Source organism: Bacillus sp. SIMBA_154, from assembly GCF_046536015.1.
In the GTDB taxonomy this organism is placed as follows: domain Bacteria; phylum Bacillota; class Bacilli; order Bacillales; family Bacillaceae; genus Bacillus; species Bacillus pumilus_P.
The window spans coordinates 23,316-39,618 of sequence record NZ_JAWJBV010000009.1 but is presented as its reverse complement, the minus strand read 5'-3'; the positions used below and the strand labels follow the sequence as shown (position 1 = coordinate 39,618).

General features: G+C 42.0%; 20 protein-coding genes and 2 pseudogenes. 12 read left to right on the top strand and 10 right to left on the bottom strand.

The window, feature by feature from the left end:
* The 7 genes and pseudogenes from R0K30_RS13310 to R0K30_RS13280 form a co-directional block, all read right to left on the bottom strand.
* Positions 1-439, bottom strand: a pseudogene (locus tag R0K30_RS13310) (spore germination protein GerPE).
* Positions 439-615: a spore gernimation protein GerPD gene (locus R0K30_RS13305; RefSeq protein WP_099728144.1), complete on the bottom strand. Its 177-nt coding sequence runs from the start codon at positions 613-615 to the stop codon at positions 439-441. The pseudogene R0K30_RS13310 and the gene R0K30_RS13305 overlap by 1 nt, the downstream one beginning before the upstream one ends.
* Positions 612-1,226, bottom strand: coding sequence for a spore germination protein GerPC (gerPC, locus tag R0K30_RS13300; protein WP_099728145.1), 615 nt, complete (start codon positions 1,224-1,226; stop codon positions 612-614). The genes R0K30_RS13305 and gerPC overlap by 4 nt, the downstream gene beginning before the upstream one ends.
* A gap of 31 nt (positions 1,227-1,257) precedes the next feature.
* Positions 1,258-1,491 carry a spore germination protein GerPB gene (locus tag R0K30_RS13295; protein ID WP_099728146.1) on the bottom strand — a complete coding sequence of 78 codons (234 nt, stop codon included), beginning with the start codon at positions 1,489-1,491 and terminating at the stop codon, positions 1,258-1,260.
* A 14-nt stretch (positions 1,492-1,505) separates the two neighbouring features.
* Complete coding sequence (locus R0K30_RS13290; RefSeq protein WP_003211745.1) at positions 1,506-1,727, bottom strand: spore germination protein; 222 nt, start codon at positions 1,725-1,727, stop codon at positions 1,506-1,508.
* 127 nt (positions 1,728-1,854) lie between these two features.
* Positions 1,855-2,016: an aspartyl-phosphate phosphatase Spo0E family protein gene (locus R0K30_RS13285; RefSeq protein WP_099728147.1), complete on the bottom strand. Its 162-nt coding sequence runs from the start codon at positions 2,014-2,016 to the stop codon at positions 1,855-1,857.
* 122 nt (positions 2,017-2,138) lie between these two features.
* Entirely contained in the window at positions 2,139-3,233 is a 1,095-nt protein-coding gene (locus R0K30_RS13280; protein ID WP_410611168.1) for a CotH kinase family protein, read from the bottom strand.
* A 207-nt stretch (positions 3,234-3,440) separates the two neighbouring features.
* Between R0K30_RS13280 and R0K30_RS24060 the strand changes: the two are divergent.
* The 4 genes and pseudogenes from R0K30_RS24060 to R0K30_RS13265 all read left to right on the top strand — a co-directional run.
* Positions 3,441-3,515 (top strand): annotated as a pseudogene (locus tag R0K30_RS24060) (CotG/ExsB N-terminal domain-containing protein); the annotation flags it as partial.
* Positions 3,516-3,684: 169 nt separating this feature from the next.
* On the top strand, positions 3,685-4,050 hold the full coding sequence (locus R0K30_RS24055; RefSeq protein ID WP_486304018.1) for a hypothetical protein: 366 nt from the start codon (positions 3,685-3,687) through the stop codon (positions 4,048-4,050).
* A 40-nt stretch (positions 4,051-4,090) separates the two neighbouring features.
* Positions 4,091-4,996: a fumarylacetoacetate hydrolase family protein gene (locus R0K30_RS13270; protein WP_249705435.1), complete on the top strand. Its 906-nt coding sequence runs from the start codon at positions 4,091-4,093 to the stop codon at positions 4,994-4,996.
* A 92-nt stretch (positions 4,997-5,088) separates the two neighbouring features.
* Complete coding sequence (locus R0K30_RS13265; protein ID WP_099728150.1) at positions 5,089-5,457, top strand: YisL family protein; 369 nt, start codon at positions 5,089-5,091, stop codon at positions 5,455-5,457.
* A gap of 39 nt (positions 5,458-5,496) precedes the next feature.
* Here the strand turns inward: R0K30_RS13265 and R0K30_RS13260 are convergent, their stop codons facing one another.
* Complete coding sequence (locus R0K30_RS13260; protein WP_099728151.1) at positions 5,497-6,024, bottom strand: DUF2777 family protein; 528 nt, start codon at positions 6,022-6,024, stop codon at positions 5,497-5,499.
* Between the two features lie 154 nt (positions 6,025-6,178).
* Between R0K30_RS13260 and asnB the strand changes: the two genes are divergently transcribed.
* From asnB to R0K30_RS13240, 4 genes are all read left to right on the top strand, one after another.
* Positions 6,179-8,020: an asparagine synthase (glutamine-hydrolyzing) gene (gene asnB, locus R0K30_RS13255; RefSeq protein WP_099728169.1), complete on the top strand. Its 1,842-nt coding sequence runs from the start codon at positions 6,179-6,181 to the stop codon at positions 8,018-8,020.
* Positions 8,021-8,167: 147 nt separating this feature from the next.
* Positions 8,168-9,685: a phytoene desaturase family protein gene (locus R0K30_RS13250; RefSeq protein ID WP_099728152.1), complete on the top strand. Its 1,518-nt coding sequence runs from the start codon at positions 8,168-8,170 to the stop codon at positions 9,683-9,685.
* Positions 9,682-11,157 (top strand): phytoene desaturase family protein, encoded by a 1,476-nt coding sequence (locus R0K30_RS13245; RefSeq protein ID WP_410611164.1) that lies wholly within the window; start codon positions 9,682-9,684, stop codon positions 11,155-11,157. The genes R0K30_RS13250 and R0K30_RS13245 overlap by 4 nt, the downstream gene beginning before the upstream one ends.
* The gene (locus tag R0K30_RS13240) at positions 11,150-11,989 is read left to right on the top strand and encodes a phytoene/squalene synthase family protein (protein ID WP_410611161.1); all 840 of its coding nucleotides are present in this window, start codon (positions 11,150-11,152) and stop codon (positions 11,987-11,989) included. Before R0K30_RS13245 ends, R0K30_RS13240 begins: the two co-directional genes overlap by 8 nt.
* A gap of 221 nt (positions 11,990-12,210) precedes the next feature.
* Here R0K30_RS13240 and R0K30_RS13235 read toward each other — a convergent pair whose 3' ends face one another.
* Positions 12,211-13,587, bottom strand: a complete 1,377-nt coding sequence (locus R0K30_RS13235; RefSeq protein ID WP_099728155.1) for an MATE family efflux transporter — start codon at positions 13,585-13,587, stop codon at positions 12,211-12,213.
* 113 nt (positions 13,588-13,700) lie between these two features.
* Here R0K30_RS13235 and R0K30_RS13230 point away from each other — a divergent pair, with 113 nt between their 5' ends.
* From R0K30_RS13230 to R0K30_RS13215, 4 genes are all read left to right on the top strand, one after another.
* A complete protein-coding gene (locus tag R0K30_RS13230) occupies positions 13,701-14,567 on the top strand; it encodes an AraC family transcriptional regulator (RefSeq protein ID WP_099728156.1) in 867 nt (288 codons plus the stop codon).
* Positions 14,568-14,581: 14 nt separating this feature from the next.
* Positions 14,582-15,142: a GNAT family N-acetyltransferase gene (locus R0K30_RS13225; RefSeq protein WP_410611159.1), complete on the top strand. Its 561-nt coding sequence runs from the start codon at positions 14,582-14,584 to the stop codon at positions 15,140-15,142.
* Positions 15,143-15,219: 77 nt separating this feature from the next.
* Positions 15,220-15,477, top strand: a complete 258-nt coding sequence (locus tag R0K30_RS13220; protein WP_249705461.1) for a hypothetical protein — start codon at positions 15,220-15,222, stop codon at positions 15,475-15,477.
* Positions 15,478-15,513: 36 nt separating this feature from the next.
* A complete protein-coding gene (locus R0K30_RS13215) occupies positions 15,514-15,771 on the top strand; it encodes a hypothetical protein (RefSeq protein WP_099728158.1) in 258 nt (85 codons plus the stop codon).
* On the opposite strand, the gene R0K30_RS13210 is transcribed toward R0K30_RS13215, so the two are convergent.
* Positions 15,766-16,302, bottom strand: a complete 537-nt coding sequence (locus tag R0K30_RS13210; RefSeq protein WP_099728159.1) for a serine O-acetyltransferase — start codon at positions 16,300-16,302, stop codon at positions 15,766-15,768. The genes R0K30_RS13215 and R0K30_RS13210 overlap by 6 nt on opposite strands.
* Position 16,303 lies beyond the last annotated feature (1 nt).

Below are 16,303 nucleotides of genomic sequence, written 5' to 3'. Positions count from 1 at the left end.
TCATATCATCATCATATGCGCAGGTAGGTCCACTTGTGAGTTTGGCGGACTTTCGTCGTTGCTAAATACTAAATAATTGTCGAATATGCTTCACTCGCGCAACGCCATTCATTCTACACGTAGAGCCAATTTGAAATACAGAGGATGACGACACCCCTTCTACATGTATCGAAGAAACTTTAATAACCGGCTTTTCATGGTGAAATGCCGTTCTAACTGATCGTTCTGGCAGCATCAATGGAATGGGCTCATAATACACTTCAAATTCTTTTGCATCTAAGTTTTCTGCTTCATTCCCATAAAACAAACTAATCGTTCGTTGAACAGCCAGCACCTTGACCTTCGGGCATAGCTCCTGTGTATCACCAATTTGAACCACACTCGAAATCCCGACAGAATTCACCTTCGTGAACTTCACTTGAGATGTGCGCTTCATCATTATTGAGGTGACAGAGGAACAAACGGGCCGATAATAAGAGATTCTGGCGGTGTATCGAAAATCGAGGATAATTGTACATGGTCTGTGTCCCCGATGATAAATAGAGAAGAGGACGATACCCCAACTACTTTAATGCTTCCGGTCTCGATGTTGCGGTTGACAACTGTGAAATTCATCCGTTTTCCTCTCCTTTCGTTTCACTTGGAATATGGGCTAAAAAATGCTCAATCGCCCGCTTCACATCATGTTTCACATATTCAGCAATTTGCTCTGAACGCTGCAGCGGGGTCATATCTTCCCGTTGTGGCAGCTGTCCCGCATAGTATTTGATTCTGCTGTCAATTTGTTTTCGAATGTCCTCAATGATATGGTGTTTATTGCTTTCATCAAGAGAGCCTTCATATCGCTCCTCTAGTTCTTCAAGAAGTTCTGGTGCTTCTTCATTTAAAAATGCATCGACAAGCTGGCGTGTTTGATTGAAAAATTGATCAGCCATTTCTTGCTGCATCATTCCAATTCCCGGGGTTGTTGTTTGGCCTACTTCAAAATTTTGAACACTGTTTGGATCAGATGGATTGAGGCCAATATTCAATGTACCTTCCAGCCGCTCGATTTTCAGTTGATCAAATTGATAATCAATCCGTTCAATATTCGTTGTCGGTTTATCTTTGATCATTTGTATTTCCTGCTGAAGCTCGTTAAGCTTTTTTTCAAGCATCATGATTTGTTGTGTTTGCTTTTGAATGATGCCATACACTTGTGAAGCGTTGCTTTGATAGTCATACATTTACATACACCTCCGGGGATTGCAGATGAACTTAAGTTGTTGGTGACTGAAGCGGTACAAAAGGTACTGTGCTTGCGCCTTGAGATTCTTCAATTCCTTGTGAGCCTGCTGCGGCAGGTGCTGATTCTACGTAGCTGCCTGTGTTATACAGGTTGGAAAGCGCCTTGATTGATCCAGCACTCCCAATTTGCAGAACAGATGAGTTACTCACAGACTCCACACGTAAATAATTAATTTGTATCGCTTGATTAATATAGAAGTTCAACGGATTCTCACTCCTTACAAGTTACCAACAAGCGGTTGATCAATGACATCACTGTCGTACGTATTTGTCACACTTTTATAGTTGCTAATGCGCAATTGATCACCAGTGTTAAAACTGCCTGCGCCAGCAAACGTTTTAACCTGACTATTTGGAGAAATGGTGATGCAGTCTCCAACATGAACGACTCCGCTCGTTCCGACGGCATTTACTTTAAAGGCTCCAACAATAGCCGGCATAGCGGTGCACATCCTTTATAAAATTAGTGCGCTTTGATTTTGGGCGTTTCACCATAGCTTATGATGGGTCTTTTAATGTGTGATTGTCTTTTTAAAAGCTTTTGATGAGAGGAATTAGGTGTATGGTTTACCCTTTATTCGAGCATTCTTTAGAGGTGTATTTGCTGCCTTTATTTAAGAGTGTGTCAAGCTCTTGACTGCACCTGATGGTTTCTTCAGCATTCATACCGAATTTTTTTGCAGTCTCAATTAAATGTAATCTTTTTTGTTCAATTTCATAATTGATCATAACGGACGCCAACTCTCACATTTTTTATCAAATAGAAGGATATGGTTAGTATACTCTATTTTTCTATAAAAAAAGCTGTTTCGTCAATATGAGTAATAAAGTGACAAAATTCGAAAAAGTTCTTACGTGCCAGAGGTCTCTTTTCTAATCTTAGCTTGTAAATAACGTCGTCTTTTGTTGATATACTGCCGAATTAACTCTCGCTCTGACTGTAGTACTTCTTTTCGATCTTTCGTATATGGGTCGTCTGCGATTCGGTGCTCAATAGAGTCATGCCATTTCTCGATCATTGGACAGAGGCGGTCCTGTGAAAAATGTGTATCTAGTACATGCTGGAAAAGAGCATAATAGGCTCTCTTGAACGAAGGAATATCTAGTAATCTAGCGGTTAATGTATTAAATCCGCTTACTGGAATATAATCGAACGCCATTTCTTCTCCATGAATGTCACGGCCCCATGTCGCATCATAATCCCAAGGAAGCACTTGAAACCGCCCTTGTTCATTCACATAAAGAGCGTAGTTATGAACAAAGCCATCAAAATTTTGGGTGCACACTACACCAATGAGCCAGCGGAAATATTGATTGACATCAAGGTATTGCTCAATCTTTTCTGCAAAAATGTCGTCTGTTGCTGTATTCAGAAAGTAAATAAATTCGCTCAGTTGCTCGTCATGTCTTGATGTACCCGTTTTTTTCTCGTACCCGAGAAGAAGGTGTTTTTTGGGCTTTTTATCAAATGAACTTAAAAGGGAGAAATTGGCGTCGTCATCTACTGCATAATAAATACCGCCTCCTGATAGTTGCCGTTTTTGAAGAAATAGCTCATCCACGGATTCTATTTTTAAATAAATGCCTTCTTTTCTTCCATTGATGGTCAAGAATACATGAGAAGCGGCAGGGCTTAGCACCCCCATCTGTTCGAAGAAATAAAAGGACAGCCTGTTTCGAATAAAAGAAGGGTCATTGTACTCTGCATTTAAATGAAAGATGGCTTCGCCTTGTCTTTTTTTGGGTTTTCTATATTCAATTTGATAGGACTTTTTCTTGAGCTTTCTAATGTGTGATCCGCGGTAGGAAGCATAAATATGTGATTTGGTCTTGCCGGTTTTAAGAATGGCCTCAACAGGTTCATCGTTCCAGACGTCTTTTCTTAATTCAATAAGATCCTTTGGGTGAATCCAAATATCAAGTTGCTTTAAAGGTTCTGTGGTCATGTGTTCATCAGCCTCCTATGATCTTCTTTACTATATGAAAATGAAGGAATGTCCTGTACCCCTGCTGATAGGTAATCATGGAGTTTTGAAAGAAAGAGGCATTCGCCAAGAACACTTGTCTACCCAGTCTCGTAACATAAAGCAGAGAAGATAAACAGTTTTGTCTGTTTGTTTTGTCAAAGCATAGACTGGGGAGGGGAATTGTTCGTGAGCACATTTGATCATTCACATATTGAACATGCAGTTGATTCACTTCGAAGTGAGGGACGTGATCATCACTTAGATCGTGAACCAGAATCGAGACATTCGCACAAATCAGATCGTTCTCGTCATTCAAAACGCCGTCATTGGTTCTTTGGTGGAGGCGGCTGCCGTAAGTCACACCGCAGTAAAAAAAGCCACAAAAGCTATCGCTCTAAAAAAAGCCGCTGTTCAAAGAAAAGCGTGAAGAGTGAGAAGCCATGCAAAAGTAAAAAGTCGTGTAAAAGTAAAAAATCATGCCGAAGCAAAAAGAGTGAACCGAAAAAATCATGCCGTAGCAAACACAGATCCCATCATAAGAAAAGCTGCCGCAAGTCACACCGCAGCCATCGATCTAAACGTTCTCATCATCACAGACGAAGTCATTCTTGCCGAAGATGCGGAAAGAAAAAGCATCATTCTCGAAGCAGAGGAAATGTTGATCGTAAATGGGATCAAGGGAATATGTGGGAGTATCGACGCTACCGCTAAACATGAGGTCATCATTTTTGAAACCCTTTTTAAAAGAGAGTATGATAAAAAAGGGTTTTTTTTATTTCGTAGAGAAATAAAATGAGACATCATAACTTAGCGAATGAAGATTGTGAGGGGAAGACATGAAGTTTTTTACAGGTGAGATACATCACAGGATGTTTATTGGGGTAGTCATTGATGATGAATGGGTGATGGACGTTAAAAAGGCCGAGGCTAAATTATTTGAGCTGGAGACACTGCCAAACTCTTTAGCTGAATGCATCAACATGGGGGACAAGTTTGTCGAACACGTCAAACAGCTTCTTGATTGGGCTGAGAAAAAAGAGGAAGACCGCGGCTCTTATGTATATCCGCTTTCTGACGTCAAACTCCATGCACCGATTCCAAAACCAGCTAAAAACATCATGTGTGTTGGAAAGAATTATCAAGATCATGTCATGGAGATGGGAAGTGCGGCAGATATTCCTAAAGACGTGATGATTTTTACAAAGGCGCCTACTTCAGTGATTGGACACGAAGCGGATATTCTTCTTCATGAAGGTGTGACAAGTGAATTGGATTACGAAGGTGAGCTTGCCATCGTCATAGGCAAATCAGGGAAGAATATTGCACCTGAACAGGCACGCGATTATATCTTCGGTTACACCATTTTAAATGATGTAACGGCAAGAGATTTGCAGAAAAAACATAAACAATTTTTCATAGGCAAAAGCTTAGATACATCCTGTCCGGTGGGGCCTTATATCGTTCATAAGTCAGTGATCGAGGATCATGGAGCGCTCCATGTGGAAACAAAGGTAAACGGAGAAGTTCGTCAGTCTGCCAGTACGGAACTAATGATCTTTCCGATTGAGGACATTGTTTCAACTCTTTCAAAAGGGATGACGCTAGAAGCAGGTGATATCATTGCAACGGGTACACCTTCTGGGGTTGGCAAAGGCTTTGAACCGCCAAAGTTTTTAGCTTCAGGAGATCATATTGACATCACGATTGAACCGATTGGGACGTTATCGAATCGCGTCAAATAAAGGGCATGTTGACACAGGATTGTCGCTTTGTGTTCGACTTATTTCGTGGTACGATGAGATGGTACTTGTTCTGATAAAGGGGGAAATAACAAATGGGAACACATTTACATATTACAGCGTGGGTACTAGGGATTATTTTATTCTTCGTAGCCTTTGCTCTAGCAGGTAAAAACGACAAAGGTGCTAAAATTGTGCACATGATCGTCAGACTATTCTACTTGCTCATTATCGCAACAGGCGTAGAGCTGTATGTCCGCACAGGAATGAAAATTCCAAGTTTCGGGGGCGAGTATATCGGCAAAATGGTACTCGGTATCCTTGTGATCGGTTTCATGGAAATGGTTCTTGTACGCAAGAAAAAAGGAAAATCAGTGACGGGTGTGTTGATTGGTTTTATCGTGTTTGCGATTGTGACCATTCTTCTTGGTTTACGTCTGCCGATCGGTTTCCATATCTTTTAATATAAAAAGGGCATTGCTTATATGAAGCAGTGCCCTTTTTTATGTGACATCAAACTTGGAAACCGACCGGTGACCGTCAGAAGTGGTCCATTCAAAACGAATTTGACCGGCGGCAGGCTCATGGTGACATTGTAGTGCTAGCGATTGTGTATCTGCTGAAAACTGAAAGAAAGAGACGCATTGAAAAGGATGAAAGGAAGAGAAGACACAATCGTAGACGGAAAAGCCAAACTGTTCTACTTGTTCAATGATTTGATAAAAAACGTTTTCAGGTACGAACATGAGTAAGTCAAGCCACCCTTTGGCAAGAGATGCTGTATATTGAATCATTTCACCGCCTTGTACTTCCAGCAACTGCCCGTTTTCATGAAGAATCATAGACCCGAGCAATTCTCCTTTTGTCCATCGGTCATTCTCTTCCAAACAGATCATAGAGCTTTGAAGACTTTCTGGCAGCATGATCTCTCCTTCTTCATCTTCGATTAAACAATGCCCGTTTTCAATCAGTAAATACCCGTTACACCACCTTCGGCTGCAGCGCTCGAGATGCTTCATTCGTTTCTCCATTTGCAAAAGCTCCTTTCCTCTTTCTTTTCTTACCAAATGATGCTTGTCCTATACGCCGGAAAAAAAGGACAAATCAACTATCAAGGAGACGATGCATAAACTAAGAAAGGCTGAAAGAGAACACTTGATGAAAAACGGATGGGAGCTGATGATGATGTGTGGAATAACAGGCTGGGCAGACTTTAAAAAGCAGCTCATCCAACAGGATCATGTAATCAATCAAATGACAGAGACATTATCTAAAAGAGGGCCAGATGATACAAATACGTGGAAAAGTGAGCATGTGCTTTTCGGGCATAAAAGGTTAGCGGTTGTAGATGTAGAAGGCGGAAAGCAGCCGATGACATATACACATCAAAACCATGATTATACGGTTGTATACAATGGAGAGCTCTATAACACGGAGGATATAAGAAAAGAATTATTAAAAAAGGGGCACCGCTTTCTTGGGCATTCTGATACAGAGGTTCTTCTTCACGCTTACACAGAATGGAAGGAAGAGTGTGTCACCCATTTTAATGGTATTTTTGCATTTGTGATCTGGGATAGTGAGCGTGAATTATTATTTGCAGGGAGAGACCGGCTTGGTGTCAAGCCATTTTTCTATACAGAACGTCATCATTCCTTTTTATTTGGTTCAGAGATCAAAGCACTTCTTGCTCACCCTGATATGAAAGCAAAAGTCGATCATGAGGGGTTATCAGAGATCTTTGGCTTAGGACCGTCTAGAACACCAGGGCAAGGGGTATTTAAAGGTGTAAAAGAGCTGAGACCTGCACATGCTTTGACCTTTTCAAAAGATGGCCTGCGTGTGTGGAGGTACTGGAATGTCAAAAGCGAGCAGCATACAGACTCACTTGATGACACCGCTCAGCACGTCAAACATCTCTTTACAGATGCTGTCACAAGACAGCTCGTCTCTGATGTGCCTGTTTGTACATTTCTATCTGGTGGCGTTGATTCTAGTGCCATAACCGCTATTGCCGCCAAGCACTTTGAGAAAATAGGGAAAGCGCCGCTTCATACGTATTCCATTGACTACGAAGGAAATGATCAATTCTTTGAGGCAAGTCAATTCCAGCCGAATGCTGACGGCCCTTGGATTGATCAAATGACCAAAGCATTTCAAACGAATCACCACAGCTGTGTCATCGGCCAAAAGGAACTGGCTTCTTATTTGAAGGAAGCAGTTGAAGTTCGAGATTTACCGGGCATGGCAGATATTGATTCATCCTTACTTTGGTTCTGCCGAGAAATGAAAAAGGATTTCGTTGTCGGCCTTTCAGGTGAATGTGCTGATGAAATATTTGGAGGCTATCCGTGGTTTCATATGGCAAATGAAACGAATGGTTTTCCTTGGATGAGATCGACTGAAGCCCGCACGCAGCTTCTTCAAGACTCGTGGCAAAAGAAACTATCACTGAAGGAATATGCGCACAGCAAATATGAAGAAACCGTGGCAGAAACACCTCTTTTAGATGGAGAAACTGGAGTAGATAAAGCCCGGAGAGAACTTTTTTACTTAAATATGATCTGGTTCATGACAACGCTGCTAGATCGAAAAGATCGAATGAGTATGGGCGCGAGCCTTGAGGTGCGTGTGCCATTTGCAGATCATCGCCTTGTCGAATATGTTTGGAATATTCCTTGGGAAATGAAAATGCATGGAAATCGTGAAAAAGGGGTTTTGCGAAAAGCATTAGAGGGAATTTTACCGAATGAAGTGCTTTATCGCAAGAAGAGTCCTTACCCGAAAACGCATCATCCAGCCTATACCCAGGCTGTGAAAGAGATGTTAACAGATTGCCTTGCGCAAAAAGATTCTGTGCTTCATGAATTTTTAGATCCACACCAATTGAAACAGCTGATTGAAACCGAAGGGGCTTCCTTTCAAGTGCCTTGGTATGGCCAGCTCATGAAAGGTCCGCAGCTAATCGCCCATCTGGCGCAGATTCATCATTGGTTTGAAACATATCGAATTGATATAGACGCGTAATAAAGGGTCGGCTTTCTTGCACTTGTTGAAAGGAAGCCGGCTTTTTTGATACATAGCAAGAGACTTTTAGAGCACATCGAAAGTTGATCTAACCTTTCTAATTTGTATAATTAACTTAAAGTGAATTAATTTGGAGGAAAAAGGATAATGAAAATCATTGTGATCGGAGCAGGACCAGGGGGACTTGCGGCAGCTATGATGCTGCAAAGCAAAGGACATGACGTTCATGTATACGAAAAACAGCCCTTTGTTGGCGGACGTAACTCTAAGTTTCAACTTGGTGATTTCACGTTTGATACAGGTCCTACCTTTCTCAGCATGATTCATATTGCAGAGGAGCTGTTCACCTTTGCTGGCAAAAATCTTTATGACTATATCGATGTCATTGAATTAAAAGAAATGTATAGACTAATCTTTCAAGACGAGCAGCTTGATATGATTCGAGATCGAGACGAGATGTACAAACGGTTAGAAGCCTTTGCACGTGGTGAGGGCGAAGGGTATGTACGCTTTATGAACGATACAAAGCGCAAAATGGACCGCCTTACGCCAATTTTACAAAGTAAAATGGACCGTTTTCATCACTATTTGCGTCCGAAGGTGATAAGAGCACTTCCACAGCTTTCGTTAAATAAGAGTTTATATGATGTGCTCTCAGACTATTTCTCGAATGAATCGGTGAAATACGCATTTACGTTTCAATCAAAGTATTTAGGAATGTCACCTTGGGAATGCCCTGGAGCGTTCTCGATCCTTTCGTTTATGGAGCATGATACAGGCGTTTTCCATCCGAAAGGCGGCGTGAATCAGCTGTCAGAAGCGATGGCAAAGGCGGCAATTGAATCTGGAGCAGCTATTCATCTGTCATCTGGCGTCGAAAAGCTGCTCACTAAAGGCAGGAAAGTAAAGGGCATTCGCTTAGAATCTGGGGAAGAAGTACAGGCAGATGAGGTTGTCGTAAATGGAGACTTTGCACATGTGATGACAAAGCTGGTAGAGCCAGGTCTCTTAAAGAAATATAGTGAGAAAAAATTGAAAAAGAAAAAATTCTCATGCTCCACCTTTATGCTTTATTTAGGATTAGATACAATTTATGATGAGCCGCATCATACCATTGTTTTTTCCGATGATTACGCTAAATTCGTCAAAGGAATTACGAAAACGTATGAGCTGCCAGATGACCCGTCCATTTATATTCAAAATGCAAGTATAACAGATGACTCGCTTGCGCCAAAAGGAAAGTCAGCTCTGTATGTGCTGGCACCCGTTGCCAATAATCAAAGCGGTATTGACTGGGAAGCGCATCAAGATGAATTCAGAGAACTTGTGCTGGACACACTGGAGCGGAAAACCGGCTTTAACAATATTAGACAGCATATAGAAGTCGAGCGGATGATCACCCCGAAGCATTGGGAGGAAGACCTTTACGTATATGAAGGAGCTACATTTAACCTTGGCCATCAGCTTACGCAAATGATGGTGCTAAGGCCGCACAATGAATTTGACGAATTGAAGCACTGCTGGCTCGTTGGAGGTGGAACGCACCCAGGAAGCGGCTTGCCGACCATTTTAGAATCAGCACGCATCACGACGAATGCGATTCTTTCAAAAGAGAAACATACGCACAAAACGATACCTCATCACGAAAAGGGGAGCGCCTCATGAAGAAACATATATTGATTGCAGGTGGCGGTATTGGCGGAATGATCTCAGCGCTCTATTTAAAAAAAGCTGGACATGATGTCACCCTTGTCGAAAAAAATGAACGGCTTGGCGGGAGACTTGCTTTTGTACGTGAGAAAGGATATAAAGTAGATGAAGGTCCGACCATTGTCCTACTTCCTGATATGTTAAAAGGCATTTTACATGAGGTAGGAATTGACGAAACATCTCTTGATCTCTTGCAGCTTGATCCGCTGTACACGATCCAATATCAGGATGGAACCTCCTACACGAAGTACTCTGATTCACTGCGCCAGTTAGATGAAATCAGACGTGTATTTCCAAAGGAAGATCAAGGGTTTCTGAAATTTATGGAAGACATGACGAATCGGTTTCAAGAAGGGCAGCAAGCTTTTCTAGAAAAATCGTTTCATGAAAAACGCACATTTTTTACAAAAGCAAATATGAAGATTTTAATGAAATTAAAAGCGTACCGTACGGTTCAAAGCGCTCTAAAAAAATATTTCTCAGATGAACGCCTGCGAGATGCATACGCACTTCAAACCCTCTATGTCGGAGGAAATCCGTATGAAGCATCTGCTATTTATTCGCTTGTTTCATATAGTGAGCACGCCCACGGAATCTACTATTTAAAAGGCGGATATGCCAGTTTAGTAGATATATTGGAGAGACAACTCATAGAGAAGGGTGTGCATGTAAGACGAAATGAAGAAGTAGCGCAATTGGAGTTTGAGGGGAAACAGGCGGTCAAGGCAAAAGTAAATGATGAAAACATAGCAGCTGATGCCTTTGTAATCAACGGGGATTATCCAGCGGCGTTAAAAAAGCTTGGGTTAGATGAGCAAGACCGGCGTAAATACGTTCCATCCTCTGGCTGCGTGATGGTGTATCTCGGTTTAAATAAGGTGTACCATGAAGCACCTGTTCATCAATTTTTTATGGGAGAACACTTTGATCAGCATATGAAAGAGGTCTTTCAAACGAAAACAGTCCCTCAAGACCCGTCATTTTATACATTTAATCCATCCATCATTGATCCATCTCTTGCCCCAGCAGGCTGCAGCGTTTTGTATATGCTCATTCCTGTTCCTTCAGGAGATCACATCAATTGGGAAGAGGAGACAGACTTTGTGGAAAACATGCTGAAACGTCTTGAGAAAAGAGGCTTTCCGCAATTGCGAGAGTCGATTGTATGGAAAAAGGTAAGAACACCAAATGATTCAATGCGAGAAGGATTGTTTGAGGGAGGCAGCTTTGGACTTGCGCCTAATTTGTTTCAATCAGGCGTCTTTCGCCCGCAAGTGAAGGTGGCAGAGACAGACAATCTTTATGCGGTAGGTGCCTCCATCCATCCTGGCGGCGGGGTACCGATCGTCATGCAAAGTGCGAAGCTCATGGCTTCTGTGCTACTAAAAGATTTGAACGACAGAAAGGAAGTGAAGCTAAGTGGTTGATGTGCAAACAGCATTGAAAGTATGTGAGGAGACCATTCAAACCCATTCAAAAACGTTTTATCGCGCCTTTTCTATGCTGCCTAAAAAGAAAAGACAGGCAGTTTGGGCTGTTTATTCCTTTTGCCGGAAAGCGGATGACATTGTAGATGAGTCTCCTTCACCAAAAGAGGAGTTAACATCCTTTCGGGAGGCGTTTGATCGATTCTTACATGGTGAGGTAGACCGGAATGATCCGATATGGGTGGCGCTAGAGCATACATTTCAAGAATTTCGTATGGATGAAGCCCCGTTCCGTGACCTGCTCCAAGGACAGGAGATGGATTTAGAGCAGCATAGATATGAAACGTTAGATGAACTGCTCATCTATTCCTATCATGTAGCGAGTACAGTTGGACTCATGCTGCTTCCGATTATTGCGCCGCGTAAAAAGGAACAACTAAAAGAAGCAGCCATTTCGTTAGGGATTGGCATGCAGCTCACCAACATCCTTCGTGATATTGGTGAGGATGCAGCTGAAAGAAATCGCATTTATTTGCCTAAGCAAGTGATGGAACAATTTGGGTATACAGAGCAAGAATTGCAAGAAGGTGTGATCAATCAAGCATTCAAGCACGTATGGGAGTACATTGCCTTTGAGGCAGAGGCGTATTACGAGGAATTTTTTGACCATCTTCATGAATTTCCGCTTTATTCACGTATGCCGGTGAAAGCAGCTGCTCACTTTTATAAAGCCATTTTAGATAAAACTAGAGAAAATGAATACCGCGTCTTTACGCAGCGATCATTTCTTTCAAATCAGGAAAAAGCACTTATTTTAGAAGATATTACGTAATGGAAAAAGGACTGCACCCGCAGTCCTTTTAGCGTGTAGACAAAGACAAACCCCCGCATTCTGTGTCAGGTCTACGCTCCGGTGCTCACGCATGTCAAAATCGCTCCGCTCCGTTACTTGTTAAAGGTTTTCTATCACGCTGAAAAGAAGACAAAGAGCTAAAATAAAGATCATTTTAGCTCTTTGTCAACAATCTGAATGGACTGCACCCACAGTCCTTTTTATGTGGAAGAAAAACGATACTCCGTCCATACCTTTGAACGCCACCGCCTATACATGAAGATGCCTCTTACCCATTCATCCACGATAAAAGAAATCCAAACCCCAATCAGGCCCATCTCAAGCTGAATGCCTAATATATAAGCGATCGGAAGCCCGATCCCCCACATTGAAATCATCGCCATATACACAGGAAACTTCGCGTCACCAGCAGCCCGCAAGGAGTTAATGATGACCATATTAAAAGAACGTCCAGGTTCTAAAATGATCGTCAATAGGAGGAGTAGGCCGGCGATTTGAATGATCTCGCTGTTGCTAGTGAAAAAAGCAAGCAAATGCGTCGATGATAAAGATAAAGCAATGGAAGAAAGAAGGGAGACGGCAATGGCCCAGTATAAACTTTTCATGCACCTGCGATAGGCAGCATCGAATTCTTTCGCCCCAATATGGCGTCCGATTAAAATTTGAGTCCCTTGGCTAATGGCTGCACCAAACAACATAATGAACATCATCAAGTTCTGAGTATATACTTTTGCTGCTAGTGCCTGCGTTCCCATAAATGTAATAAACAGCGTAATGACCATCTGAGAACCGTTATAAGAGAGCTGCTCGCCAGCAGAAGGAATCCCGATTTTTAGCAGCTTTTTTAAATGCGTCCGCTGGATGTGAAACATGTTCTTCAGTGAAAACCGTAACCCAATTCGGCGGCGAACAATCAGGATCATCGCTATTAATCCGATGAACCGAGCAAGTGAGGTTGAAAGGGCAACACCCATCACGCCTAACACTGGGAAGCCAAACGGACCGAAAATGACGAAATAATTACCGGCAACGTTTAACAAGTTCATTCCGATGGTGACATACATCGTGTCTCTTGTATATCCATAGCTTTTTAAAATAGCACTATAGGTCATAATGAGCGCTTGAATAAAAGAAAGCAGGCCGACAATTTGTAAAAAGACCGTTGCATCTGGCATCAGCTCACTTGATAACCCCACCATGTGTAAGATTGGAACAGCTAACACAAACATGAGGAGACTAATGACAAAGCTAATCAGGAAGTTGGTTCCTAGTGAAACATAGGCGACTTGAGCCGCTTCCTGCTCGCGGCTCGCTCCTAAAAGCTGAGCAATTACAATCGTCGTACCTGTTGTAATGAAGCTGAACATGACAATCAATAAATTTAGCAGCTGGTTGCTTACACCTACTGCGGCAACGCTGTTATCGGAGTATTGGCTCAGCATGAGTGTATCCGCACTTCCCATGAGCATATATAAAGAGATTTCGATAAAAATAGGCCAAGTTAACGCAAATAATGAAGGGTGGGATCTTTCACTTTTGGCTTGAATCTTTTGAAATGACAGTGCTTGAGGTTTCATCACATAGCCCCCTTTCGTATAAATCCGATTTATAGTGTACCTTGCTTCGACTATAATAAGAAGAGATGAAACCGAAACTTATTGGAGAAATCCGACTTCATAAGGGGATGAATATGGATCTATTTATTACATTTACTGTACCGCCGTTTCCGGTTTATATTGCTTCAGGCAAAGGCGTATTTCATCAAGGAGAAAGACATATCTCTAGAATCTTCACTGTATTTGATCTTCTCTATGTCACAAAAGGTAAACTATGGATAACAGAGGATGAGGCGGCTCATCACGTAAAAGAAGGAGAATATATCATTCTATCACCCGGCCTGTCTCACGGTGGACATCTGCCATGCGAAGAAGAAACCCATTATGAGTGGCTGCATTTCTCAATTGATCCATTTGAGTTTACGAACCGGCCGAGAGAACACTGGTTTGATATGAAACAAAATCAAGCCACCTTTGAAAAACCCGCAAAATATGAATTTAGCCTGCCACGTCAAGGAAAAGTGAAAGGAAGAAGCGTGTTAGAGAAGCACCTTTCAGCTATGAGGGCATTGAATGATGACGCGTCTGAACTTCCGTTAAAAAAACAGCTTCAATTTGAGGAGCTGCTCATTCATTTACAAAAAGAAGCATTTCATATTCCAAGTGCAAAGGAGACCGTCGCATCAGAAGTGGTTCACTATCTCGAGCGCCATTTTATGAAAAAATTACAAATGGAGCAGCTGGCAGAGAAGCTTCATTATCATCCTGATTACATCACACGATGCATGCAGACGGTGTATGGACTGACTCCTAACCAGTACATCAATCGTCTCAAAATCGAAAAAGCCAAAAGCCTGCTTGCCTCAACGAATGAAAAAATAGCGGCCATTGCAGAACGTGTAGGTATTGACGACCCTACTTATTTTTCTAAGCTGTTTCGGCAAAATGAAGGCATGCCGCCTATCCAATACCGTCATCTAGCAAGAAGAACGACAAAGTAAAGGAACGTGAAATGATGAAAGGGAGAAAAGAGGAGTTTGTGAGCATACGCCCATTAGAAGAAACTGATTTAGAGGTCGTGTGGCATTTAAAGTTTAAAGCATCAGACCAGTCCTATCGAAAGTGGAATGCACCTTATTTTCATGAACACGAGATACCGCTTGCTGCATTTAAGAAACGATATGTACAGGATGATGCCATTCCGCCAAAGCTATATGGCATTGTCATAGGTGGCGAAATGAAAGGCACCGTTTCTTATTATTGGGAGAATGAACGAACACGCTGGCTTGAATGCGGGATTCTTATTTATGACTCACGCTTTTGGAATGGAGGAGTTGGAACAAAGGCGTTAAGTCTATGGATAGATGAGCTATTTTCATACATTGATATCCCGCGAATCGGTCTCACCACCTGGTCTGGTAATGAACGGATGATGCGGTGCGCGGAGAAATGCGGGTTTACCCTTGAGGGAAGACTGCGAAAGGTCCGTTACTACCAAGGAGAGTATTATGATTCTATGCGTTACGGGATGCTGAGAGAGGAATGGCAAAGCCTCCCGCGCCATACCACTGAATAATTATTTTTATTTTTAGGACAAAAGTAGCGTATAATTGAATAAACTAAAAAAGAAGGGTGGCGAATGAGTTGCGCTGGATGACCGGATGGTTTGTGTCGATTATAGTGGCCATTTATCTATTTGTAGATGCGCCTAAACATGGGAAGAATAAATGGCTTTGGGCGGTTTTAGGTCTTTTATTCGGGCTCTTTACACTTGGAGTATACCTCATCAAAACAGGAAGAAAAGGGTTGGGCTGGACGGTTCTGATCGTGTCCATTATCATCTATTCTATTTTCATTCTAGTCTATGTCTTTTACTTCTTATTGCTGATCATTGGATACTCAAATGCATAATAGAGAGCACGCGTGTACATAAGGGGGAGTTTGATCTTGAGAATTACGGGTTTATTCGTATCACTTGCTGTTGCCATTTATTTATGGTTTGATGCGCCAAAGCATGGCAAAGACAAATGGCTGTGGGCCATTTTAGGCGTGCTATTTAGTACAATCGTTCTTGGTATTTACTTGATCAAGACAGAAAGGAAGGGACTCGGCTGGACGATTCTCATTTTAACCATCTTGTTTTACCTCATGCTGCTGATCTCTGTTTTGATCGGTATGATTCTTTTTTATCAGAGTCCTTCATGAAGAAGGGCTTTTTTCTTTTACCTTTTGAGCAGGCACACCTGCAATGATCATCTGCTCTTCATGAAAGGAACGATTCACCACTGCATTTGCTCCAATTGAAATATGATTCGCAATATAGATGTTTCCAAACAGCTTAGCACCAGGGCCAATCCATACATGATCTCCGATGGTTGGGACATCATTTTCATGATGGTTTTGACCGATATTCACCCCTTGATGAATATCACAAAATGCCCCGATTTTTGCATGCTTGTTCACAATCAAAAGACCAGTATGATTGATTCTGAGCCCAGGGCCAAAGACGCCAATCGGAATATCAAAGCCAAGCTGCATGCCTTTCTTTTTATGTAAATAGCGGTAAAACCATTTGCGTAATGTGGCTCCGCTATTTGTATAGTATTCATATTTTCGTAAATACCTCTGATATTTCCATATATCATCCCCAAACCACTTTGGTCTTCTGTGCGTGATGGCTAATGCTTTCTTATCCTGTGCCAAGTAGTGGTGAAGATCATGCTTCGTTACAATCATC